This is a genomic window from Salmonella sp. SAL04214 (assembly GCF_046550615.1).
Lineage (GTDB): Bacteria > Pseudomonadota > Gammaproteobacteria > Enterobacterales > Enterobacteriaceae > Salmonella > Salmonella enterica.
Genome location: NZ_JBGDXT010000020.1, coordinates 13509 through 37538 on the forward strand (window position 1 = coordinate 13509; position 24030 = coordinate 37538).

22 protein-coding genes and 1 riboswitch are annotated in these 24030 nt (G+C 53.7%); of the genes, 11 read left to right on the top strand and 11 right to left on the bottom strand.

From position 1 onward, the window contains the following. The first annotated feature begins 32 nt into the window (after nucleotides 1–32). Both rpoC and ACLJQD_RS22640 read left to right on the top strand, forming a co-directional pair. Nucleotides 33–4256 (top strand): DNA-directed RNA polymerase subunit beta', encoded by a 4224-nt coding sequence (gene rpoC, locus ACLJQD_RS22635; protein ID WP_000653965.1) that lies wholly within the window; start codon nucleotides 33–35, stop codon nucleotides 4254–4256. Between the two features lie 41 nt (nucleotides 4257–4297). Then, nucleotides 4298–4624 carry a hypothetical protein gene (locus ACLJQD_RS22640; RefSeq protein WP_077909514.1) on the top strand — a complete coding sequence of 109 codons (327 nt, stop codon included), beginning with the start codon at nucleotides 4298–4300 and terminating at the stop codon, nucleotides 4622–4624. On the opposite strand, the gene ACLJQD_RS22645 is transcribed toward ACLJQD_RS22640, so the two are convergent. Next, the gene (locus ACLJQD_RS22645; protein ID WP_223195357.1) at nucleotides 4610–4900 is read right to left on the bottom strand and encodes a cytoplasmic protein; all 291 of its coding nucleotides are present in this window, start codon (nucleotides 4898–4900) and stop codon (nucleotides 4610–4612) included. The two genes, ACLJQD_RS22640 and ACLJQD_RS22645, sit on opposite strands and share 15 nt — an antisense overlap. A gap of 449 nt (nucleotides 4901–5349) precedes the next feature. Here ACLJQD_RS22645 and ACLJQD_RS22650 point away from each other — a divergent pair, with 449 nt between their 5' ends. Then, nucleotides 5350–6378 carry a type III secretion system effector arginine glycosyltransferase SseK1 gene (locus tag ACLJQD_RS22650; protein WP_017442234.1) on the top strand — a complete coding sequence of 343 codons (1029 nt, stop codon included), beginning with the start codon at nucleotides 5350–5352 and terminating at the stop codon, nucleotides 6376–6378. A 221-nt stretch (nucleotides 6379–6599) separates the two neighbouring features. On the opposite strand, the gene thiH is transcribed toward ACLJQD_RS22650, so the two are convergent. The 7 genes from thiH to rsd all read right to left on the bottom strand — a co-directional run bounded on the left by thiH (nucleotide 6600) and on the right by rsd (nucleotide 12816). Further along, nucleotides 6600–7733, bottom strand: coding sequence for a 2-iminoacetate synthase ThiH (gene thiH / locus ACLJQD_RS22655; RefSeq protein ID WP_017442233.1), 1134 nt, complete (start codon nucleotides 7731–7733; stop codon nucleotides 6600–6602). Next, nucleotides 7730–8500, bottom strand: a complete 771-nt coding sequence (gene thiG, locus ACLJQD_RS22660) for a thiazole synthase (protein WP_017442232.1) — start codon at nucleotides 8498–8500, stop codon at nucleotides 7730–7732. The genes thiH and thiG overlap by 4 nt, the downstream gene beginning before the upstream one ends. A gap of 1 nt (nucleotide 8501) precedes the next feature. Further along, nucleotides 8502–8702, bottom strand: a complete 201-nt coding sequence (gene thiS / locus ACLJQD_RS22665) for a sulfur carrier protein ThiS (protein ID WP_001650858.1) — start codon at nucleotides 8700–8702, stop codon at nucleotides 8502–8504. Beyond that, nucleotides 8683–9441: a HesA/MoeB/ThiF family protein gene (locus tag ACLJQD_RS22670; protein WP_017442231.1), complete on the bottom strand. Its 759-nt coding sequence runs from the start codon at nucleotides 9439–9441 to the stop codon at nucleotides 8683–8685. Before ACLJQD_RS22670 ends, thiS begins: the two co-directional genes overlap by 20 nt. Then, nucleotides 9434–10069 (bottom strand): thiamine phosphate synthase, encoded by a 636-nt coding sequence (gene thiE / locus ACLJQD_RS22675; protein WP_017442230.1) that lies wholly within the window; start codon nucleotides 10067–10069, stop codon nucleotides 9434–9436. Before thiE ends, ACLJQD_RS22670 begins: the two co-directional genes overlap by 8 nt. Then, nucleotides 10069–11964, bottom strand: a complete 1896-nt coding sequence (gene thiC, locus ACLJQD_RS22680) for a phosphomethylpyrimidine synthase ThiC (protein ID WP_017442229.1) — start codon at nucleotides 11962–11964, stop codon at nucleotides 10069–10071. Before thiC ends, thiE begins: the two co-directional genes overlap by 1 nt. Nucleotides 11965–12050: 86 nt before the next feature. After that, a riboswitch (TPP riboswitch) is annotated at nucleotides 12051–12275 on the bottom strand. Nucleotides 12276–12327: 52 nt separating this feature from the next. Continuing rightward, on the bottom strand, nucleotides 12328–12816 hold the full coding sequence (gene rsd, locus ACLJQD_RS22685) for a sigma D regulator (protein ID WP_000934315.1): 489 nt from the start codon (nucleotides 12814–12816) through the stop codon (nucleotides 12328–12330). 92 nt (nucleotides 12817–12908) lie between these two features. On the opposite strand from rsd, the gene nudC reads away from it, so the two are divergent. The 6 genes from nudC to ACLJQD_RS22715 all read left to right on the top strand — a co-directional run bounded on the left by nudC (nucleotide 12909) and on the right by ACLJQD_RS22715 (nucleotide 17263). Next, the gene (gene nudC, locus ACLJQD_RS22690; protein WP_000373952.1) at nucleotides 12909–13682 is read left to right on the top strand and encodes an NAD(+) diphosphatase; all 774 of its coding nucleotides are present in this window, start codon (nucleotides 12909–12911) and stop codon (nucleotides 13680–13682) included. 40 nt (nucleotides 13683–13722) lie between these two features. Then, nucleotides 13723–14787: a uroporphyrinogen decarboxylase gene (gene hemE / locus ACLJQD_RS22695; RefSeq protein ID WP_017442228.1), complete on the top strand. Its 1065-nt coding sequence runs from the start codon at nucleotides 13723–13725 to the stop codon at nucleotides 14785–14787. A gap of 9 nt (nucleotides 14788–14796) precedes the next feature. Then, on the top strand, nucleotides 14797–15468 hold the full coding sequence (nfi, locus tag ACLJQD_RS22700) for a deoxyribonuclease V (protein WP_000362359.1): 672 nt from the start codon (nucleotides 14797–14799) through the stop codon (nucleotides 15466–15468). Between the two features lie 41 nt (nucleotides 15469–15509). After that, on the top strand, nucleotides 15510–16100 hold the full coding sequence (locus ACLJQD_RS22705; RefSeq protein ID WP_000940092.1) for a YjaG family protein: 591 nt from the start codon (nucleotides 15510–15512) through the stop codon (nucleotides 16098–16100). Nucleotides 16101–16286: 186 nt separating this feature from the next. After that, the gene (gene hupA, locus ACLJQD_RS22710; RefSeq protein WP_001044509.1) at nucleotides 16287–16559 is read left to right on the top strand and encodes a nucleoid-associated protein HU-alpha; all 273 of its coding nucleotides are present in this window, start codon (nucleotides 16287–16289) and stop codon (nucleotides 16557–16559) included. Between the two features lie 11 nt (nucleotides 16560–16570). Beyond that, nucleotides 16571–17263, top strand: a complete 693-nt coding sequence (locus ACLJQD_RS22715; protein ID WP_001083940.1) for a DUF1481 domain-containing protein — start codon at nucleotides 16571–16573, stop codon at nucleotides 17261–17263. 41 nt (nucleotides 17264–17304) lie between these two features. On the opposite strand, the gene zraP is transcribed toward ACLJQD_RS22715, so the two are convergent. Further along, complete coding sequence (gene zraP / locus ACLJQD_RS22720; protein WP_000828129.1) at nucleotides 17305–17760, bottom strand: zinc resistance sensor/chaperone ZraP; 456 nt, start codon at nucleotides 17758–17760, stop codon at nucleotides 17305–17307. A gap of 253 nt (nucleotides 17761–18013) precedes the next feature. Here zraP and zraS point away from each other — a divergent pair, with 253 nt between their 5' ends. Together zraS and zraR are read left to right on the top strand one after the other, a co-directional pair. Beyond that, nucleotides 18014–19411 carry a two-component system sensor histidine kinase ZraS gene (zraS, locus tag ACLJQD_RS22725; protein ID WP_023242663.1) on the top strand — a complete coding sequence of 466 codons (1398 nt, stop codon included), beginning with the start codon at nucleotides 18014–18016 and terminating at the stop codon, nucleotides 19409–19411. Nucleotides 19412–19416: 5 nt separating this feature from the next. Continuing rightward, nucleotides 19417–20742: a sigma-54-dependent response regulator transcription factor ZraR gene (gene zraR, locus ACLJQD_RS22730; protein ID WP_000617940.1), complete on the top strand. Its 1326-nt coding sequence runs from the start codon at nucleotides 19417–19419 to the stop codon at nucleotides 20740–20742. Here the strand turns inward: zraR and purD are convergent. Further along, the gene (gene purD, locus ACLJQD_RS22735) at nucleotides 20739–22028 is read right to left on the bottom strand and encodes a phosphoribosylamine--glycine ligase (protein WP_017442226.1); all 1290 of its coding nucleotides are present in this window, start codon (nucleotides 22026–22028) and stop codon (nucleotides 20739–20741) included. The two genes, zraR and purD, sit on opposite strands and share 4 nt — an antisense overlap. Nucleotides 22029–22043: 15 nt before the next feature. Continuing rightward, on the bottom strand, nucleotides 22044–23633 hold the full coding sequence (purH, locus tag ACLJQD_RS22740) for a bifunctional phosphoribosylaminoimidazolecarboxamide formyltransferase/IMP cyclohydrolase (RefSeq protein ID WP_017442225.1): 1590 nt from the start codon (nucleotides 23631–23633) through the stop codon (nucleotides 22044–22046). Nucleotides 23634–24030: the final 397 nt, after the last annotated feature.

The window sequence follows — 24030 nt, forward strand, 5'->3', positions numbered from 1 at the left end:
CAGATTGTGCTAACTCCGACGGGAGCAAATCCGTGAAAGATTTATTAAAGTTTCTGAAAGCGCAGACTAAAACCGAAGAGTTTGATGCGATCAAAATTGCTCTGGCTTCGCCAGACATGATCCGTTCATGGTCTTTCGGTGAAGTTAAAAAGCCGGAAACCATCAACTACCGTACGTTCAAACCTGAGCGTGACGGCCTTTTCTGCGCCCGTATCTTTGGGCCGGTAAAAGACTACGAGTGCCTGTGCGGTAAGTACAAGCGCCTGAAACACCGTGGTGTTATTTGTGAGAAGTGCGGCGTTGAAGTGACCCAGACCAAAGTACGCCGTGAGCGTATGGGCCACATCGAGCTGGCGTCTCCGACTGCTCACATCTGGTTCCTGAAATCGCTGCCGTCCCGTATCGGTCTGCTGCTCGATATGCCGCTGCGCGATATCGAACGCGTACTGTACTTCGAATCTTATGTGGTTATCGAAGGCGGTATGACCAACCTGGAACGTCAACAGATCCTGACTGAAGAGCAGTATCTGGACGCGCTGGAAGAGTTCGGTGACGAATTCGACGCGAAGATGGGTGCGGAAGCTATCCAGGCCCTGCTGAAGAGCATGGATCTGGAGCAAGAGTGTGAAACTCTGCGCGAAGAGCTGAACGAAACCAACTCCGAAACCAAGCGTAAGAAGCTGACCAAGCGTATCAAACTGCTGGAAGCCTTCGTACAGTCTGGCAACAAGCCAGAGTGGATGATCCTGACCGTTCTGCCGGTTCTGCCGCCAGATCTGCGTCCGCTGGTTCCGCTGGATGGTGGTCGTTTCGCGACTTCTGACCTGAACGATCTGTATCGTCGCGTCATTAACCGTAACAACCGTCTGAAGCGTCTGCTGGATCTGGCTGCGCCGGACATCATCGTACGTAACGAAAAACGTATGCTGCAGGAAGCGGTTGACGCCCTGCTGGATAACGGTCGTCGCGGTCGTGCGATCACCGGTTCTAACAAGCGTCCTCTAAAATCTTTGGCCGACATGATCAAAGGTAAACAAGGTCGTTTCCGTCAGAACCTGCTCGGTAAGCGTGTTGACTACTCCGGTCGTTCTGTTATCACCGTAGGTCCATACCTGCGTCTGCACCAGTGCGGTCTGCCGAAGAAAATGGCGCTGGAGCTGTTCAAACCGTTCATCTACGGCAAGCTGGAATTGCGTGGCCTTGCCACCACCATCAAAGCCGCGAAGAAAATGGTTGAGCGTGAAGAAGCCGTCGTTTGGGATATCCTGGACGAAGTTATCCGCGAACACCCGGTACTGCTGAACCGTGCGCCGACTCTGCACCGTCTGGGTATCCAGGCATTTGAACCGGTACTGATCGAAGGTAAAGCTATCCAGCTGCACCCGCTGGTTTGTGCGGCATATAACGCCGACTTCGATGGTGACCAGATGGCTGTTCACGTACCGCTGACGCTGGAAGCCCAGCTTGAAGCGCGTGCGCTGATGATGTCTACCAACAACATCCTGTCTCCGGCGAACGGCGAACCTATCATCGTTCCGTCTCAGGACGTGGTATTGGGCCTGTACTACATGACCCGTGACTGTGTTAACGCCAAAGGCGAAGGCATGGTGCTGACTGGCCCGAAAGAAGCTGAGCGTATCTATCGCGCAGGTCTGGCCTCTCTGCATGCGCGCGTTAAAGTGCGTATCACTGAATATGAAAAAGATGAAAACGGCGAATTCGTTGCGCACACCAGCCTGAAAGACACGACCGTTGGTCGCGCCATTCTGTGGATGATCGTACCGAAAGGTCTGCCTTTCTCCATCGTCAACCAGGCGCTGGGCAAGAAAGCGATCTCCAAAATGCTGAACACTTGCTACCGTATTCTGGGCCTGAAACCGACCGTTATTTTTGCGGACCAGACGATGTACACCGGCTTTGCTTATGCAGCGCGTTCAGGTGCGTCCGTTGGTATTGATGACATGGTCATCCCGGAGAAAAAACACGAGATCATCTCTGAGGCGGAAGCTGAAGTTGCTGAGATCCAGGAGCAGTTCCAGTCTGGTCTGGTAACCGCTGGCGAACGCTATAACAAAGTTATCGATATCTGGGCTGCGGCAAACGATCGTGTATCCAAAGCGATGATGGATAACCTGCAAACCGAAACCGTGATTAACCGTGACGGCCAGGAAGAGCAGCAGGTCTCCTTCAACAGCATCTACATGATGGCCGACTCCGGTGCGCGTGGTTCTGCGGCACAGATTCGTCAGCTGGCTGGTATGCGTGGTCTGATGGCGAAGCCGGATGGCTCCATCATCGAAACGCCAATCACCGCGAACTTCCGTGAAGGTCTGAACGTACTCCAGTACTTCATCTCCACCCACGGTGCGCGTAAAGGTTTGGCGGATACCGCACTGAAAACCGCGAACTCCGGTTATCTGACCCGTCGTCTGGTTGACGTCGCGCAGGATCTGGTAGTGACCGAAGATGACTGTGGTACGCACGAAGGTATCCTGATGACCCCGGTTATCGAGGGTGGCGACGTGAAAGAGCCGCTGCGTGACCGCGTTCTGGGTCGTGTGACGGCGGAAGATGTGCTGAAACCGGGTACCGCGGACATTCTGGTTCCACGCAACACGCTGCTGCACGAACAGTGGTGTGACCTGCTGGAAGCAAACTCCGTTGACGCCGTTAAAGTGCGTTCCGTTGTATCCTGCGACACCGACTTTGGTGTATGTGCGCACTGCTATGGTCGTGACCTGGCGCGTGGCCACATCATCAACAAAGGTGAAGCTATCGGCGTTATCGCGGCACAGTCCATCGGTGAACCGGGTACACAGCTGACGATGCGTACGTTCCACATCGGTGGTGCGGCATCGCGTGCGGCTGCTGAATCCAGCATCCAGGTGAAAAACAAAGGTAGCATCAAGCTCAGCAACGTGAAGTCGGTTGTGAACTCCAGCGGTAAACTGGTTATCACTTCCCGTAACACCGAACTGAAGCTGATCGACGAATTCGGTCGTACCAAAGAGAGCTATAAAGTGCCTTATGGCGCTGTCATGGCGAAAGGTGATGGCGAGCAGGTTGCCGGCGGCGAAACCGTGGCAAACTGGGACCCGCACACCATGCCGGTTATCACCGAAGTGAGTGGTTTCATCCGCTTCACTGACATGATCGACGGTCAGACCATTACGCGTCAGACCGACGAACTGACCGGTTTGTCTTCGCTGGTGGTTCTGGATTCGGCTGAACGTACTACCGGTGGTAAAGATCTGCGTCCGGCGCTGAAAATCGTTGATGCTCAGGGTAATGACGTTCTGATCCCGGGTACCGATATGCCTGCGCAGTACTTCCTGCCGGGTAAAGCGATTGTACAGCTGGAAGATGGCGTACAGATCAGTTCTGGTGACACCCTGGCGCGTATTCCGCAGGAATCCGGCGGTACCAAGGATATCACCGGTGGTCTGCCGCGCGTTGCCGACCTGTTCGAAGCGCGTCGTCCGAAAGAACCGGCAATCCTTGCTGAAATCGCAGGTATCGTTTCCTTCGGTAAAGAAACCAAAGGCAAACGTCGTCTGGTGATTACGCCGGTTGATGGTAGTGACCCGTACGAAGAGATGATTCCGAAATGGCGTCAGCTCAACGTGTTCGAAGGTGAACGTGTAGAACGTGGTGATGTGATTTCCGATGGTCCGGAAGCGCCGCACGACATTCTGCGTCTGCGTGGCGTTCATGCTGTGACGCGTTACATCGTTAACGAAGTCCAGGATGTATACCGTCTGCAGGGCGTTAAGATTAACGATAAACACATCGAAGTTATCGTTCGTCAGATGCTGCGTAAAGCGACCATCGAAAGCGCCGGTAGTTCCGACTTCCTGGAAGGCGAACAGGTTGAATACTCCCGCGTCAAGATCGCTAACCGCGAGCTGGAAGCGAACGGCAAAGTGGGGGCTACCTTCTCCCGCGATCTGCTGGGTATCACCAAAGCGTCTCTGGCAACCGAATCGTTCATCTCTGCCGCATCGTTCCAGGAGACCACGCGTGTCCTGACCGAAGCAGCCGTTGCGGGTAAACGCGACGAACTGCGCGGCCTGAAAGAGAACGTTATCGTGGGTCGTCTGATTCCGGCCGGTACCGGTTATGCGTACCACCAGGATCGTATGCGCCGTCGCGCCGCGGGCGAGCAGCCAGCAACACCGCAGGTCACTGCGGAAGATGCATCTGCCAGCCTGGCAGAACTGCTGAACGCAGGTCTGGGCGGTTCTGATAACGAGTAATCGTTAAATGGTGGAGGGGTATTTATCCCTCCACCAGCTTCATGCTGGATACCGAATTCCGGGTCGCTTGCCTACAAGGAAAGAAAATGCCAGCGATTATTTCATTAATCTATTTAATGTTTAGTCTTTTGGTATTTACAAAAAAGATAACCATTTCAAACGTTCTGTCCGCTTTTTTATTGTTTCTATCGTTATATATACTTCACCATAAATCATTACTTATATTTATTTATTGTCTTATTATTATTGTCGCCACCGTTATTCTTCATCAAGTCAAAACCAGCGCGGATAAAAAAGCCGTATTTTATTTTTCAATGCCATGCTGGCTCTTGATTTTATCTGTAATTATAGATTTAATGAATAAATGAATTATTTTTTATGACTCTTGTTTCTCGTATTATTGGTGAAAACTCACTATCACTGGTTATATGAATAAATTGTCCAGTTTTTGCATTATATTTTGCCATCGCACAGGGAAGACTATTACCGCCGTTAGCCATAACAAATTTTGCTTTTGTATTACGATAAAGATTGACGCAAGGAATGGGGTCCTGACCGAATGTATAAGGCGTTGGGACAATTACATTATGTTTGTTTGAGAACCACTTTGCTAAAATCCCGTCAACGCCATCAACCGGCGTAATAAAAGTAGAGAATCCACAATACTCAAAATTGAATTTTTATACCATTGGGTTTGTTTTTTTCTGTAACATTGAATCCAAATGTGACTTTAAATTTATCCCATAAATCTAAGTTATTAAAGTCTATTGGCTCGCCATTATAAAATGCCTGCTGTTCATACATTAAATGATAAACCTGTTTTATTGATTGTTTACACGGGATATTTTAAATTATTAAATGGAGTATTTAATTCCATTAAGGTCTTTGTTTGCTCTTATTACAGGAATTATAAATATGATGCCATTTCTGGAATAAAAATAAAGTTAATAAATTATTTATTTAATTGCTCACTAGTAGGATATTTATGTATCCATCGGTTAATGCCTAGTTTAACATCTTTTAGCTGACAGCGATTGCAACGCTAAAAAACATGTGCTAATAATCATCATGTAAAATATGTAATGAAGTAAGTATGGAGCATTTAATTGTTATGATCCCACCATTAAATAGATATGTTCCCGCGCTTTCAAAAAATGAATTGGTTAAAACTGTTACCAACAGGGACATTCAGTTTACAAGTTTTAATGGAAAAGATTATCCCTTGTGCTTTTTAGATGAGAAAACCCCTCTTCTTTTCCAGTGGTTTGAGCGGAATCCTGCTCGCTTTGGGAAAAATGATATACCTATAATTAACACAGAGAAAAACCCCTACCTTAACAATATCATTAAAGCAGCAACAATTGAAAAAGGACGTCTTATAGGTATTTTTGTAGATGGTGATTTTTTTCCGGGACAAAAGGATGCTTTTTCAAAACTTGAGTATGACTATGAAAACATAAAAGTCATATATAGAAATGATATTGACTTTAGCATGTACGATAAAAGATTATCAGAAATTTATATGGAAAATATTTCTAAGCAAGAGTCCATGCCAGAAGAAAAAAGAGATTGTCATTTACTGCAGCTATTGAAAAAAGAATTGAGTGATATTCAAGAGGGTAATGATTCATTAATTAAATCTTACTTACTGGATAAAGGCCATGTATGGTTTGATTTTTACAGGAATATGGCTATGTTAAAGGCTGGTCAGTTATTCCTGGAGGCGGATAAGGTTGGGGGTTATGATTTATCAACAAATAGTGGGTGTATATATCTCGATGCTGATATGATTATCACGGAAAAATTGGGGGGTATATATATTCCGGATGGAATCGCTGTTCATGTAGAAAGGATAGATGGCCGTGCTTCTATGGAAAACGGGATAATAGCTGTTGATCGCAATAACCACCCGGCTTTACTTGCTGGATTGGAAATAATGCATACTAAATTTGATGCTGATCCCTATTCCGATGGTGTATGTAATGGAATTAGAAAACATTTTAATTATTCTTTAAATGAAGATTATAATTCTTTTTGCGATTTTATTGAGTTTAAGCATGATAACATTATAATGAATACCAGTCAGTTTACGCAAAGTTCATGGGCGAGGCATGTGCAGTAGCGGAAATGGCAATAATCATGCTATTGAATACATAAAATATTGACATAAACTATCAAATTTCCGCGAAAAAATATTTGTTGCTCAGTTTTCTCTACTACAACGCCACTTTAAAATCGCAGTGCTGTTCAGAACGGACATAAAAAAACGGGAGGTCGATAACAATCTCCCGTTTTTCACATTACGTACTCGCTTGTGAAATACTAATGCGTTTACATACGGGTTCACCGCATTTGCGAAGCGCGCCCCAGCCAACTGTCCCAGTCTTTCCAGACGGGCTGCAATCCTTGCGCGCTTAACGCGCTTGCTACGGTTTCAGGCCGACGGGCATCGTGGGGAGAAAACTGCTCAAGTTCCGGATGATCGTCAGCGTAGCCGCCGGGCTGGGTTTTTGAGAAGGCGCTGACGTTGTTGATTGCCAGCGGGATCACGTTATCGCGAAACCACGGCGATTCGCGGGTGGAAAGCGAAAGCTCAATTTCTGGCGCCAGTAAACGAAATGCACAAATGGTTTGTACCAACTGTCGCTCGTCCATGATCGATGCGGGTTCAACGCCTCCGGCGCAGGGCCGCAGGCGAGGAAACGAGATGGAGTAACGGCTCTGCCAGTACTGTTTTTGCATCCACAACAGATGCTCCGCCACCATATAGCAATCCACCCGCCAGCTGTCGGAAAGCCCGATTAGCGCGCCTAAACCAATTTTGTCGATTCCCGCGCGTCCCAGTCTGTCTGGCGTCTCCAGCCGCCAGAAGAAGTCTTGCTTTTTGCCCCGTAAATGGTGCTGAGCGTATACCGGTTCGTGATAGGTCTCCTGATACACCATCACGCCATCCAGCCCCAGCGACTTCAGCTCGGCATACTCCTCGGTCGCCAGCGGCTGCACTTCCATATGCAGCGAGGAAAACTGGCGACGAATGGCCGGAAGATGACGGCGAAAATAGTCCATGCCGACTTTGGCCTGATGTTCGCCGGTGACTAACAGCAGATGCTCAAAGCCCAGTTTACGGATAGCATCGCACTCCCTTTGAATATCCACCTCATCCAGCGTTTTACGCTTAATGCGGTTGCTCATCGAGAAGCCGCAGTAGGTGCAGTCGTTGGCACAGAGGTTTGAGAGATAAAGCGGCACGTAGAAACTGACGGTGTTGCCGAAGCGCTGGCGAGTCAGCCTTTGCGCCCGCTGCGCCATCGGTTCCAGATAATCGGCGGCGGCGGGGGAGAGCAACGCCATCATATCCTCGCGGTCGAGGCGTGAAGCATTCAGCGCCCGCTCCACGTCGGCGGCGGTTTTACCGTTGATGCGCAGGCGAATATCGTCCCACTCCAGTTGCCGCCAACGGTCGCTGAAGGTTTTCATGACAGGGCCTCCAGAAATCCGGTGAGCGGGCTGGTGGCGCTGGCGTAGGTGCTACGATTACCCGGCACCGCCTGACGCGCCAGTAATCCGGCTTCCACCGCCAGGCGGAAAGCGGTTGCCATCATCACCGGATCGTCCGCCACGGCAATCGCGGTGTTAACCAGCACCGCATCAGCGCCCATTTCCAGCGCTTGAGCGGCATGGCTGGGCACGCCAATGCCCGCATCAACCACCACCGGTACGGTGGACTGCTGGATAATAATCTCCAGCATCGCTTTGGTTTCCAGCCCTTGATTCGAACCGATAGGCGCGCCAAGCGGCATCACCGCCGCGCAGCCGACCTCTTCCAGCCTCTTGCACAACACCGGATCCGCGCCGCAGTAGGGCAGCACCATAAAACCCTGCTTCACCAGCGCCTCGGCGGCTTTTAGCGTTTCGATCGGATCCGGCAATAGCCAGCGGGCATCCGGATGGATTTCTAATTTCAGCCAATGTGTGCCCAGCGCTTCACGCGCCAGTTGGGCGGCAAAAATCGCCTCTTCAGCGGTTTTCGCCCCGGAGGTATTGGGCAGCAGCGTAACGCCCGCTTCAATGAGCGGCGCCAGGATAGCGTCGTTGTGCTGACGTAAATCCACGCGCTTCATCGCCAGTGTCACCAACTGGCTGCCGGAGGCGCGAATCGCCTCGACCATCAGCTGCGACGAAGCAAATTTTCCGGTGCCGGTGAACAGATGTGAATCAAACGTTTTGTCGGCAATACGTAACATCTCAACCTCCTGCTATAACGTGAAAAAGCAGGATCTGGTCGCCTTCCTGCACGATTTGCTGCTGCCACTGCTCGCGCGGCAGGATCTGTTGATTGAGCGCCAGCGCCGCGCCCGGTTGAAGCTGATTAAGCGTAGCGAGCAGGCTGCTGACGGTTTGCCCTTCGACGCACTGCATCGGTTCATCATTGAACTGAATCTGCATGTTGCCCTCCGCAGACCTGACAGCCGCTGGCACGACGCAGCGCGAGGCTGCGCCACTGGCTGGTTTTGCCGTCAAACAGACGTAGCTGCCCGTTCGGTGTTTCAATACCGCTGAGTAATTTAATCGCCTCCAGCGCCTGCAAGGTACCCATCACGCCCACCACCGGACCGAGCACCCCAGCGGTACGGCAGTTGCGTTCAGGCTCGACATCGTCCGGCCACAGGCAGCGGTAACAGCCTTGTTCCCACGGTGGCGTCAGTACCATCAATTGGCCGCCAAAGCCGACGGCGCTGGCGGTAATTAATGGTGTATTCAGTGCCACGCAGGCGGCGTTAATCTCCTGGCGCGTCGCCATGTTATCGGTACAGTCGAGCACCACATCGGCGCGTGCTACCGCATGCCGCAGTGCCTCGCCTTTTAGTCGCTGCTGGAGTGATACCAGTTCGATATCCGGGTTGAGCTGTGTCAGGCGCTGCTGGGCAACCTGAGATTTTGAACGCGCGATATCATCGGTGGTAAATAGAATCTGGCGCTGCAAATTGCTCAGATGAATGTCGTCATCGTCTACCAGCGTTAGTTTGCCGATGCCTGCTCCCGCCAGATACAGCGCGGCGGGTGAACCCAACCCACCTAAACCCACGATCAGGACATGACTCGCGAGCAGCTGTTGCTGGCCTTCAATGGCGATATCGCCGAGCAGGATTTGCCGGCTGTAGCGCATAAAGTCACGGTCATTCATCGCCGACTCCCGCGATTGCCAGCAGTTGCGCGGTGGCTTCACGCCAGTCGGCGGCCTGAGTAATGGCGCTAACCACCGCCACGCTCCCGACGCCGGTCGCCAGCACCGACGGGGCGCGTTCAAGGCTGATGCCGCCGATCGCGACGGTCGGGTAATCCGCCAGTCGTTCAATATGACTTGCCAGCTGCGCCAGCCCCTGCGGGGCGGAAGGCATCTGCTTGGTTTGCGTCGGGAAGACGTGGCCCAGCGCGATATAAGAAGGCTTAGCGGCCAGCGCCACGTCTATCTCCATATCATCGTGAGTGGATACCCCCAGGCGTAAGCCCGCCGCCTGAATCGCTTTCAGGTCGGTGGTTTCAAGGTCTTCCTGACCCAGATGCACGCCGTAAGCGCGGTGCTTAATCGCCAGCCGCCAGTAATCGTTGATAAACAGCCGGGTGTCATAACGACGCCCCAGCGCGATGGCGGCAATAACATCCGCTTCCACCTCTTCATCGCGTTTATCTTTGATACGCAGCTGGATCGTGCGCACGCCCGCCTCCAGCAGGCGCTCAATCCATGCAACGCTGTCCACCACCGGGTAAAGCCCGAGACGGAACGGCACGGTCGGGAAATCAGGCTGATACATCAGACTTCCTCCCGCTTGAGATAGATTTCGCCGCCTTTGGCGCGGAAGTTTTCCGACATATCCGCCATGCCGACTTCGATGGTTTGTGCGGCGGCGTAGTCGCGGACTTCCTGGCTGATTTTCATCGAGCAGAACTTTGGCCCGCACATGGAACAGAAGTGAGCGACCTTGCCGGACTCCTGCGGTAGGGTTTCATCGTGATAAGCGCGGGCGGTGAACGGGTCGAGCGCGAGGTTAAACTGATCTTCCCAGCGGAATTCAAAGCGCGCTTTCGACATGGCGTTATCGCGGATCTGTGCGCCCGGATGTCCTTTGGCTAAATCCGCGGCGTGGGCGGCGATTTTGTAGGTGATTAGCCCCTGCTTCACATCTTCTTTGTTCGGCAGGCCGAGGTGTTCTTTCGGCGTCACATAACACAGCATAGCGCAGCCAAACCAGCCGATCATCGCGGCACCGATCCCGGAGGTGAAGTGGTCATAGCCCGGCGCGATGTCGGTGGTCAACGGCCCCAAAGTGTAGAACGGCGCTTCGTGGCAGCTCTCCAGCTCTTCGGTCATGTTGCGCTGAATCATATGCATCGGCACGTGTCCCGGGCCTTCAATCATCACCTGCACGTCGTATTCCCAGGCGATTTTGGTCAACTCGCCCAGCGTATGCAGCTCGGAGAACTGCGCTTCGTCGTTGGCGTCCTGAATGGAGCCGGGGCGCAGGCCGTCGCCCAGCGACAGGGAAACGTCGTAGGCGGCGCAGATTTCACAAATCTCGCGGAAATGTTCGAACAGGAAGTTCTCTTTGTGATGGGAGAGACACCACTTCGCCATAATTGAACCGCCGCGTGAGACAATACCGGTCAGGCGTTTGGCGGTCATCGGCACGTAGCGCAGCAGTACGCCCGCGTGAATGGTGAAGTAGTCGACGCCCTGTTCTGCCTGCTCCAGCAGCGTGTCGCGGAACGCTTCCCAGGTAAGATCTTCGGCGATCCCGTTGACCTTCTCCAGCGCCTGGTAGATCGGGACGGTGCCGATCGGTACCGGGCTGTTACGCAGGATCCATTCGCGGGTTTCGTGGATATAGCGGCCGGTGGAGAGGTCCATCACCGTGTCCGCGCCCCAGCGGGTCGACCACACCAGTTTTTCCACCTCTTCTTCGATGGAGGAGGTGACCGCCGAGTTGCCGATGTTGGCATTCACTTTGACCAGGAAGTTGCGGCCGATAATCATCGGCTCGGATTCCGGGTGGTTGATGTTGGCGGGAATAATCGCGCGGCCCGCGGCGACTTCATCACGCACGAATTCCGGCGTAATGTTTTCCGGCAGGCGCGCGCCAAAGCTCATCCCCGGATGCTGGTGGCGCAGAACTTCACTGCGAATGCGCTCGCGGCCCATATTTTCACGGATGGCGATGAACTCCATTTCGGGAGTGACGATCCCCTGGCGGGCATAATGAAGTTGCGTCACGCGGTGTCCGGCTTTGGCGCGTTTTGGCGTTAACAGACCGGTAAAGCGTAATGCGTCAAGCCCTTCATCTGTCAAGCGTTCGCGGGTATAGGCAGAACTGCGGTCAGAAAGTGTTTCTACATCAGCCCGCGCTTCAATCCATGGCTGGCGCAGTTTCGCCAGACCCTGCTGGACGTTAATCGCCACCTCAGGATCGCCATAGGGGCCGGAGGTGTCGTACACCGGCACGGCTTCGTTCTCTTCAAACTGCGGGTTGTCTTTGCTGCCGCCGATGAGCGTTGGGCTAAGTTGAATTTCGCGCATCGGTACGCGAATATCATGCTGCGAACCGGTCACGTAGATGCGTTTCGAGTTGGGAAAGGCAGTCCCTTCCAGCGTATCGATAAAATGCTGGGCTTTAGCGCGCTGCTCGCGGCGGGTTAACGTTGTTGTAGACATAGCTCATTCCAAAAAATTAAGGACGTGGCTTGTCAGACGACGGATGGAGTAATGGATGTGCGCCGCCCGTAAAGGCAGCAGCATAAAGCAGAATTACTCTTGTTCCCTTCGCAGGTATTAACCTGATCAGGTTCCGCGGATCCCGAATTAACGGTCTCAGCCTTTTCCACTTCATCCTTCGCGCTGCCTCTTCGTTGGCTTCGTCCGCTCACTCCAGTCACTTACTTATGTAAGCTCCTGGAGATTCACCGACTTGCCGCCTTGACGCATCACGAACGCTTTTGTGGAAAATTAGCACTCCGACAAGATAACCGCCCCTCCGAAGAGGGGGCTGAAGTAAACTACCCGTTACTCGCGCAGAACTCAAGCAGGACGTTTGACTCTGGCGCCGTCGTGCATCGCGTCAAACACCAGCATAATCAGCTTGTCTTCCAGTACAAAGCGGGCTTCCAGCGCTTCGCCGATATCTGACAGAGCTTGTTGAAATTCGAGACAATTATCGTGATCGATGGCAGTTTCCAGGCTGGTGTCGTAATAATCCATAATGCGCTGCGTATTATCTTCCAGCAGCGGCCAGATTTTTGCCGCATGTAAAAGCTGACCGTTTCCTTCCAATTTATGGAGAATACGTTCATAAATACTGAAGTGCCCGGCGGAAAGGTAATCGACCAGGCTCTGACAAAAATCATCCAGCGCTTTTTCATTCAGCCGCATGTACGATTCTTTGCCAGGCTTAATGCCAACCAGATTGTAGTAAGCCACGAGCAGGTGCTTACGTACATCCAGCCAGCGATCGACCAGTTTGTTGCTTCCGCCAACGCGCTCCGTCAGGTTTTCCAGCTGGTTTAGCATGATTGTCTCCGCAAGTTAGATAAAGGCTGCTCGCCATGAATGTAAAAATAATGTTAACAACATGCCAGTGAAGCAAAGGTAGTGCAAGAGCTATGGATCGTATAATTGAAAAATTAGAGAGTGGCTGGTGGATCGTCAGCCATGAACAAAAATTATGGTTGCCGTATGGGGAATTACCACACGGGCTGGCGGCAAATTTCGATCTTGTGGGGCAGCGCGCACTCCGGATAGGTGAATGGCAAGGCGAGCCCGTCTGGCTGGTGTTACAGCATCGACGCCATGATATGGGATCGGTTCGCCAGATTATCGATCAGGATGCCGGGTTGTTCCAACTGGCGGGACGTGGCGTACAGTTGGCGGAGTTTTATCGGTCGCATAAATTTTGCGGCTATTGCGGGCACCCTATGCACCCGAGTAAAACCGAATGGGCGATGCTGTGCAGCCATTGCCGCGAGCGTTACTACCCGCAAATCGCCCCCTGCATTATTGTTGCCATTCGCCGTGAGGATTCCATCCTGCTGGCCCAGCACGTTCGCCACCGCAACGGCGTGCATACCGTGCTGGCCGGGTTTGTTGAAGTCGGCGAAACCTTAGAACAGGCGGTCGCGCGAGAGGTAATGGAGGAGAGCGGGATTAAGGTGAAAAATCTGCGCTATGTGACTTCCCAGCCGTGGCCTTTCCCGCAGTCGTTGATGACCGCTTTTATGGCGGAGTATGACAGCGGCGAGATTGTCATTGACCCGAAAGAACTGTTGGAAGCAAATTGGTACCGTTATGACGATCTGCCGCTACTACCGCCACCGGGCACCGTCGCGCGCCGTTTGATCGAAGATACGGTGGCAATGTGTCGGGCTGAATATGATTGACATGTTACACTGGGCGCATCAACGCTAAAGGAATGTAAAAATGACCGAACTCAAAAACGATCGTTATCTACGTGCGCTGCTGCGCCAGCCCGTTGATGTTACGCCAGTGTGGATGATGCGCCAGGCGGGCCGTTATCTACCGGAGTACAAAGCCACTCGCGCTCAGGCGGGCGATTTTATGTCGCTGTGCAAAAATGCCGAACTGGCCTGCGAGGTCACTTTACAGCCGCTGCGCCGTTATCCGCTTGATGCGGCGATCCTTTTCTCGGATATCCTGACGATTCCGGACGCGATGGGCCTGGGGCTCTATTTTGAAGCCGGGGAAGGCCCGCGCTTTACGGCTCCTGTCACCTGCAAAGCCGATGTCGATAAGCTGCCCATTCCCGATCCGGAAGATGAACTGGGTTATGTGATGAATGCGGTGCGTACGATTCGCCGCGAACTAAAAGGCGAGGTTCCGCTGATCGGCTTCTCCGGCAGCCCGTGGACGCTGGCGACTTACATGGTGGAAGGCGGCAGTAGCAAAGCCTTCACGGTGATTAAAAAGATGATGTACGCTGACCCGCAGGCGTTGCATCTGCTGCTGGATAAGTTGGCGAAAAGCGTCACGCTGTACCTCAACGCGCAAATCAAAGCGGGCGCGCAGTCGGTGATGATTTTCGACACCTGGGGCGGCGTGCTGACTGGCCGCGATTACCAGCAGTTCTCCCTCTACTACATGCATAAAATCGTCGATGGCCTGCTGCGTGAAAACGACGGTCGCCGCGTGCCGGTAACGCTGTTCACTAAAGGTGGCGGTCAGTGGCTGGAGGCGATGGCAGAAACCGGCTGCGACGCGCTGGGTCTCGACTGGACGACAGATATCGCCGATGCGCGCCGTCGCGTTGGCCATAAAGTGGCGCTGCAGGGCAATATGGACCCCTCGATGCTGTATGCGCCGCTGGCACGGATCGAAGACGAGGTAGCGACTATACTTGCTGGTTTCGGTCAGGGAGAAGGGCACGTCTTTAATCTTGGACATGGCATCCATCAGGATGTGCCGCCAGAACATGCTGGCGCATTTGTGGAGGCAGTGCACCGACTTTCTGCGCAGTATCACAACTAAGGAGTTAGTATGGATCTCGCGTCGCTACGCGCTCAACAGATAGAACTTGCTTCATCGGTTTGCCGCGAAGATCGGTTGGACAAAGATCCGCCAGCGTTTATCGGCGGGGCGGACGTCGGTTTTGAGCAGGGGGGCGAGGTGACGCGGGCGGCGATGGTGTTGCTGAAATATCCGTCGCTTGAGCTGGTAGAGTACAAGGTGGCGCGTATTGCCACCACCATGCCGTATATCCCCGGCTTTCTCTCTTTTCGTGAATATCCTGCGCTGCTGGCGGCGTGGGAACAGCTCTCGCAAAAGCCCGATTTGCTGTTTGTGGACGGTCACGGTATTTCGCATCCGCGTCGGCTTGGCGTCGCCAGTCATTTTGGACTGTTGGTGGACGTGCCGACCATCGGCGTAGCGAAAAAACGGCTATGCGGTAAATTTGAACCACTTTCCGCCGAACCTGGCGCACTTAGCCCCTTAATGGATAAAGGCGAGCAACTGGCGTGGGTATGGCGCAGCAAGGCGCGCTGTAATCCGCTGTTTATCGCGACGGGGCACCGGGTCAGTACTGACAGCGCGCTGGCGTGGGTACAGCGCTGTATGAAAGGGTATCGCCTGCCGGAGCCGACGCGCTGGGCGGATGCCGTCGCTTCCGGACGTCCGGCGTTTGTTCGTTGGCAAGAAATTCAGCGCTGATTCAGGTAAACTGCCGCTAATTTCCGATTCGAGATTCCATCATGTTACAAAACCCGATTCATTTGCGTCTGGAGCGGCTGGAAAGCTGGCAGCACGTTACCTTTATGGCCTGCTTGTGCGAGCGCATGTACCCGAACTACGCCATGTTTTGCAAGCAGACGGAATTCGGCGACGGACAGATCTACCGTCGCATTCTGGATCTGATCTGGGAAACCCTGACGGTGAAAGATGCAAAGGTCAATTTCGATAGCCAACTGGAGAAGTTTGAAGAGGCAATTCCGGCAGCCGACGACTATGATCTGTACGGCGTTTACCCGGCGATTGATGCCTGTGTCGCATTAAGCGAATTAATGCATTCTCGTCTTAGCGGCGAAACGCTGGAACACGCTATTGAGGTTAGTAAGACTTCCATTACTACGGTGGCGATGTTGGAAATGACTCAGGCTGGTCGGGAAATGACCGATGAGGAGCTCAAAACGAACCCTGCCGTTGAACAGGAATGGGATATTCAGTGGGAAATATTCCGACTTTTAGCCGACTGCGAAGAACGCGATATTGAACTGATAAAAGGGCTCAGGGCAGACCTGCGCGAGGCTGGTGAGAGCAATATCGGTATAAATTTTCAGCAATGACACCAGAAAACGTGATTTAACGTCTGATTTGTCGTGCCATAAGGCTTCCCTTATGCCCCCCGTCTGGTCTACATTTGGGAGGCGAAAAAAAGTGGCTATCGGTGCGTGTATGCAGGAGAGTGCTTTTCTGGCATTTCCGTCGCACTCGATGCTTAGCAAGCGATAAACACATTGTAAGGATAACTTATGAACAAGACTCAACTGATTGATGTAATTGCAGACAAAGCAGAACTGTCCAAAACCCAGGCTAAAGCTGCTCTGGAATCCACTCTGGCTGCTATTACTGAGTCTCTGAAAGAAGGCGATGCTGTACAACTGGTTGGTTTCGGTACCTTCAAAGTGAACCACCGTGCTGAGCGCACTGGCCGTAACCCACAGACCGGTAAAGAAATCAAAATCGCCGCCGCTAACGTACCGGCGTTTGTTTCTGGTAAAGCTCTGAAAGACGCAGTTAAGTAAGACGCGTAACTGTGAACAGTTTTATCGAAGGGGCTTATCAGCCCCTTTTGTCCGTCTGGCGTCGCGCGTTTCTGTTTTCTGGCGCGCTGTTGCTGACTGCCTGCAGTCATAACGCTTCACCGCCTCCGTTTACTGCCAGCGGCTTTGCCGGCGATCACGGCGCGGTGCGTATCTGGCGTAAAGATACGAACGATGAAGTCCATCTGCTTTCTGTTTTTAGCCCGTGGCATAGCGGCAGCACGACGACCAGCGAATATCGTTGGCAGGGTGATACGCTTTCGCTTATTGAACTCAATATTTACAGCAAACCGCCAGAACATATTCGCGCGCGTTTCGACGCTCATGGCGAACTCAGTTTTATGCAGCGTGAAGTCGGGGGGCAGAAGCAGCAGCTTTCCAACGATCAGATTGCCTTGTATCGCTATCGCGCCGAACAAATCCGTCAGACCAGTGACGCCTTGCGCCTGGGGCGGGTCATACTACGCCAGGGACGCTGGCACGCCGACCATACGGTAACCACCTGTGAAGGTGAAACGCTGAAACCGGATCTGGATTCCTGGGCAATAAGCCACATTGAGCGCCGCCAGAACCACTCATCGGTAGAGGTGAGCGTAGCATGGCTGGAGGCGCCGGAAGGATCGCAACTTTTGCTGGTGGCGAATTCAGATTTCTGTCACTGGCAGCCGCAAGCGAAAACCTTTTGATGGAATACCGAATGGCGAAGCCGCCATTCGGCAAACATGCTCTACCAGTTTCCCATACCCATATGACCGCCGCCGCGATGATAACCGCCGCCATAGCCGCCGCAACCGCCATAGCCCATTCCTGCGCCGCGTGGTATGCCAGCCTGCGCCATCGCGACATCCCGTTTCACGCGTTGCTCATCTAACTTCTGGCCTAATGACTCCATCTCTTTGGCAACCGCGTTAATTTTCGCAGTATCCGGCGAACTGGCGGTCAGTAGCGCGTTGTATTCATAACGTTTGGATATCAGTTGCTGGCGCAGCGCGCTGGTCTGCGTATAGTAATCATCATAAATCTTCTGCGCCGTCGCCTGCTGTTCCGTGGTTAACGGGCTACCTCCCTGTTGCCACATACCGTCATTGTTGCCCCAGTGATGCCCGGCGAAGGCGGCGCCGGAGCTCAGGGCCAAAAGAGAGAGGGCGATTAGCGCGATAGCTGATTTATTGTTCCGTTTCATTTTGCGTTCTCCTGTTGCTCATCTTATCCTCTCTCTTGCATCTTCCGTGCCAGGTAACTATTCCTTGTCGGGCAGCGAGTTAACCCGCTTCAGGCGGCAAAAAGCGAGTAAAAATGACTCGCATGACCCGCCTGGCGAGTCATTTTTACCCATCCGTATCCGAAAGGGTGTGCGGCAACGCGCGGTTATGCGGAGCGAAGAATGGCATGATCTCTGCTTAAGTAAGGAAAATAAAAACGAGCCGGGGAAGCCTGTGAGTTTTATACGATTACATAAAGATGCCGCTGCAACGTGGTTGAGTCGACTGTTACCTGTGGCGATCTTCATTCTGGTGGGGCTATTTTCCATTATGGTCATTCGCGACTATGGCCGTGAGAGCGCTGCCGCCAGGCAGACGCTGCTGGAAAAGGGAAATGTACTCATTCGCGCTCTGGAGTCCGGCACGCGAGTAGGTATGGGAATGCGGATGCATCACGCGCAGCAGCAGACATTGCTGGAAGAGATGGCGGGTCAGCCAGGCGTGTTGTGGTTCGCCGTAACGGATGCGCAGGGGGTAATCATCACTCATAGCAACCCTGGCATGGTGGGCAAATCGCTCTATTCCGCATCTGAAATGCATCAACTAAACCCCGGGCCGCAGGAGCGTTGGCGGCGTGTCGACGTTGCTGCTAACGGCGAGACGGTGCCTGCGCTGGAAATTTACCGTCAGTTCCAGCCGCTTTTCGGTATGAGAGGTCACGGTATGAGGGGGCACGGCATGGCGCGTAGCGCCAATGACAACGAACCAGCGAAACAAACTATTTTTATTGCCTTTGACGCCAGCGAGCTAGCCGCGACACAGGCAAGGGAGTGGCGTAATACGCTGATTGTTTTGTCTGCGTTAGCGGCGGTGCTGTTGGCAACGTTACTGGCGTTTTTTTGGCATCAGCGTTATCAGCGCTCGCACAGAGAACTGCTTGATGCAATGAAGCGTAAAGAAAAGCTGGTGGCGATGGGGCATCTGGCGGCGGGCGTCGCGCACGAAATTCGTAACCCGCTCTCGTCCATCAAAGGGCTGGCGAAATACTTTGCCGAGCGCACGCCTGCCGGCGGCGAGTCGCATGAACTGGCGCAGGTGATGGCCAAAGAGGCCGACCGTTTGAACCGGGTGGTAAGCGAATTGCTCGAACTGGTAAAGCCCGCGCATCTGACGCTCCAGACGGTTAACCTCAATGATATTATTACTCACTCCCTGAATCTGGTCAGTCAGGATGCCCAAAGCAGAGAGATTCAGTTGAGATTCACGGCGAATGAGACGCTTAAGCGTATTCAGGCTGACCCGGACAGGCTGACTCAGGTGCTGTTGAATCTGTACCTGAACGCTATACATGCGATTGGCCGCCAGGGAACGATTACCGTAGAGGCAAAAGAAAGTGGGACTGACCGCGTTATCATCACTGTTACCGATAGCGGGAAAGGGATCGCCCCGGATCAGCTGGAGGCGATTTTTACGCCTTATTTTACGACCAAAGCTGACGGGACAGGCCTGGGGCTGGCGGTGGTGCAAAATATCATCGAACAGCATGGCGGCGCGATTAAGGTGAAAAGTATTGAGGGTAAAGGCGCGGTCTTTACTATCTGGTTGCCAGTGATAGCGAGACAACAGGATTAACAAGGGTGATACGCGGAAAAATCGATATTCTGGTTGTGGATGATGATGTAAGCCACTGCACGATTTTACAGGCGCTGCTTCGGGGCTGGGGCTATAACGTCGCTCTGGCCTACAGTGGGCATGATGCGTTGGCTCAGGTGCGTGAGAAAGTCTTTGATCTGGTACTGTGCGATGTGCGTATGGCGGAGATGGACGGTATCGCCACGCTGAAGGAGATTAAAGCGCTCAACCCCGCCATTCCGATTTTGATTATGACGGCATTCTCCAGCGTGGAAACGGCGGTAGAGGCGTTGAAAGCCGGCGCGCTCGACTATTTAATTAAACCGCTGGATTTTGACCGTCTGCAGGAGACGCTGGAAAAGGCGTTGGCGCATACGCGGGAAACGGGCGCTGAATTGCCATCGGCGTCGGCTGCGCAGTTTGGCATGATTGGCAGCAGTCCGGCGATGCAACATTTACTGAATGAAATCGCGATGGTCGCACCATCAGACGCCACGGTATTGATTCACGGAGACTCCGGCACGGGTAAAGAGCTGGTGGCGCGGGCGCTACACGCCTGTAGCGCCAGGAGCGATAGACCGCTGGTCACGCTCAACTGCGCCGCGCTTAATGAATCGCTGCTGGAGTCTGAGCTGTTCGGACACGAAAAAGGCGCGTTTACCGGCGCGGATAAACGTCGGGAGGGACGCTTTGTCGAAGCTGACGGCGGGACATTGTTTCTTGATGAAATCGGCGATATCTCGCCGTTAATGCAGGTACGTTTGCTGCGGGCGATTCAGGAGCGCGAAGTGCAACGCGTGGGAAGTAACCAGACGATATCTGTGGATGTTCGGTTAATTGCCGCTACCCACCGCGATCTGGCGGAAGAGGTGAGTGCCGGTCGCTTTCGCCAGGATCTCTATTACCGCCTGAATGTGGTGGCGATTGAAATGCCTTCTTTGCGCCAGCGTCGGGAAGATATTCCGCTACTGGCAGACCATTTTCTGCGGCGTTTTGCCGAACGTAACCGCAAAGCGGTGAAGGGGTTTACGCCGCAGGCGATGGATCTGCTGATCCACTACGACTGGCCGGGCAATATCCGTGAGCTGGAAAACGCTATCGAGCGGGCGGTGGTGTTGCTAACGGGAGAATACATTTCTGAACGCGAATTGCCTCTCGCTATTGCCGCGACGCCGATAAAAACGGAATACAGTGGTGAGATCCAACCGTTGGTCGATGTGGAAAAAGAGATCATTCTGGCGGCGCTGGAAAAAACGGGCGGCAACAAAACGGAAGCCGCCCGCCAATTGGGCATTACGCGCAAAACGCTGCTGGCTAAACTCAGCCGTTAGTTTTGCTCACGCTCGATGGCGCGCCAGCCGATGTCGTTACGGCTGAAGCTGCCGTCCCAGCGGATGTCGGTCATCAGGGCGTAAGCGCGTTTCTGCGCCTCAGCCACGGTGTGACCCAGCGCGGTGGCGCACAGGACGCGTCCGCCGCTGGTCAACACGCGGTCGTCATCGGCGAGTTTGGTGCCCGCGTGGAAAACCTTACCGTCAGCCACTTCTTCCAGCGGCAGACCGTGGATCTCGTCGCCGGTGTTGTAGCTGCCCGGATAACCGCCCGCAGCGATCACCACGCCTAATGAAGCGCGCTCGTCCCACTCGGAAGTTTTCTCATCCAGCTTGCCGTCACAGGCGGCGAGGCAAAGATCCACCAGATCCGACTTCATGCGCAGCATGATCGGCTGGGTTTCCGGATCGCCGAAGCGGCAGTTGAACTCGATAACTTTCGGGTTGCCCTGCTTGTCGATCATCAGACCCGCATACAGGAAGCCGGTGTACGTGTTACCTTCCGCCGCCATGCCTTTCACGGTTGGCCAGATGATGCGTTCCATGGTGCGCTGATGCACTTCATCAGTTACCACCGGCGCCGGTGAGTAGGCCCCCATACCGCCGGTGTTCGGGCCGGTATCGCCGTTGCCCACGCGTTTGTGGTCCTGGCTGGTGGCCATCGGCAGAACGTGCTCGCCGTCGACCATCACGATAAAACTCGCTTCTTCGCCGTCGAGGAACTCTTCAATCACGATGCGGTGGCCCGCATCGCCAAAGGCGTTGCCTGCCAGCATGTCATGAACGGCGGCTTCGGCTTCTTCCAGCGTCATCGCCACGATGACGCCTTTGCCCGCAGCCAGACCATCGGCCTTGATGACGATCGGCGCGCCTTTCTCACGCAGATAAGCCAGGGCAGGCTCAATCTCGGTGAAATTCTGGTATTCCGCCGTCGGAATCTGGTGACGAGCGAGGAAATCTTTGGTGAACGCTTTGGAGCCTTCCAGTTGCGCGGCCCCTTCGGTTGGGCCAAAGATCTTCAGACCAGCGGCGCGGAATGCATCGACCACGCCAATCACCAGCGGCGCTTCCGGGCCGACGATGGTCAGATCGATCTTCTCGTCCCGGGCAAAGTTCAGCAGTGCCGGAATATCGGTGACGCCGATAGCCACGTTCTGCAACGCTGGCTCCAGCGCGGTACCGGCGTTACCCGGTGCGACAAAAACGGTATCAACCAGCGGCGACTGTGCGGCTTTCCAGGCCAGCGCGTGTTCGCGCCCGCCGTTACCAATGACTAAAACTTTCATCGTCTGCTCCCTGAATTAATGGCGGAAGTGGCGCATGTCGGTGAAGATCATCGCAATGCCGTGTTCATCGGCAGCGGCAATGACTTCATCATCACGGATAGAACCGCCAGGCTGGATAACGCAGCTCACGCCGACAGCGGCAGCGGCATCAATACCATCGCGGAACGGGAAGAAGGCATCAGAGGCCATCGCGGAGCCTTTCACTTCCAGACCTTCGTCAGCCGCTTTAATCCCGGCGATTTTGGCGGAGTACACGCGGCTCATCTGGCCTGCGCCTATGCCGATGGTCATGTTCTCTTTGGCATACACAATGGCGTTGGATTTCACGAACTTTGCCACTTTCCAGCAGAACAGCGCATCGCGCAGTTCCTGCTCAGTCGGCTGGCGTTTAGAGACCACGCGCAGTTCAGCTTCGCTCACCATACCCAGATCCCTGTCCTGAACCAGCAGGCCGCCGTTAACGCGTTTAAAGTCGAGGCCCGGTACGCGCTGTGCCCACTGGCCACAGGTCAGGACGCGAACGTTCTGTTTAGCGGCAGTGATCTTCAGCGCTTCTTCGGTCGCAGATGGGGCGATGATCACTTCCACGAACTGGCGGGAGATGATGGCCTGCGCGGTTTCAGCATCCAGCTCGCGGTTAAAGGCGATAATGCCGCCGAACGCGGAGGTTGGGTCGGTTTTATACGCACGGTCGTAAGCGTCGAGAATAGTGGTGCTCACCGCCACGCCGCACGGGTTAGCGTGCTTGACGATTACGCAGGCTGGCTCGTTGAACGCTTTCACACACTCCAGCGCCGCGTCGGTATCAGCGATGTTGTTGTAAGAAAGCGCTTTGCCCTGAACCTGCTGTGCGGTGGCAACGGACGCTTCTTTCACATTTTCTTCTATATAGAAGGCTGCCTGCTGGTGGCTGTTCTCGCCATAGCGCATATCCTGCTTCTTAATGAAGTTCAGATTCAGCGTACGCGGGAAGCGACCGGCGGCTTCTTTGCTTTCACCGTGGTAGGCCGGAACCATGCTGCCGAAGTAGTTAGCGATCATGCTGTCGTAGGCGGCGGTGTGTTCGAAGGCTTTAATCGCGAGATCGAAACGGGTGTCGAGGGTCAGAGAACCTTCGTTAGCATCCATCTCTTTAATAATGGCGTCGTAGTCGCTGCTCTTCACCACGATAGCGACGTCTTTATGGTTCTTCGCAGCAGAGCGCACCATGGTCGGGCCGCCGATATCGATGTTCTCTACCGCATCTTCCAGCGAGCAGCCTTCGCGTGCTACGGTTTCGGCGAACGGATACAGGTTAACGACAACCATATCGATAGGGGCGATGTGGTGCTGTTCCATAATGGCATCGTCCTGGCCGCGGCGACCGAGGATGCCGCCGTGGACTTTTGGATGCAGGGTCTTTACGCGTCCATCCATCATTTCCGGAAAACCGGTGTAATCGGAAACTTCGGTCACCGGCAGGCCTTTTTCTGCTAACAGGCGGGCGGTGCCCCCCGTAGACAGCAGCTCCACACCGCGTGCGGAAAGTGCCTGGGCGAATTCGATGATACCGGCCTTGTCAGAAACACTGAGCAGAGCGCGGCGGACTGGACGACGTTGTTGCATGGTAAATCCCCTGGATTTGACGATTACAGAGAGCGTTAGCTGAATTTTTCGTGAAAAACTCAGCTAACGCCCCTTATGGGGTATTCTCATTTTGCGGCGACATTGTAACGAAAACGTTTGCGCAACGCTCGCGAATTTTTCTTTTTAAATTCTGGCCCCGCTTTTATCCCTGAAAGATCGTTTGCAGAGTGAGAAGATCCAGGAAATGAACGCGAATTTTGTGGATAAGTCTGTGCGTAAATGGGTATAACCAGGGGTTTTGCTGGGGAATGCAGCAAACAGTCATTTTTCTGCAATTTTTCTATTGCGGTCAGCAGAGAACTCCCTATAATGCGCCTCCATCGACACGGCGGATGTGAATCACTTCACACAAACAGCCGGTCGGTTGAAGAGAAAA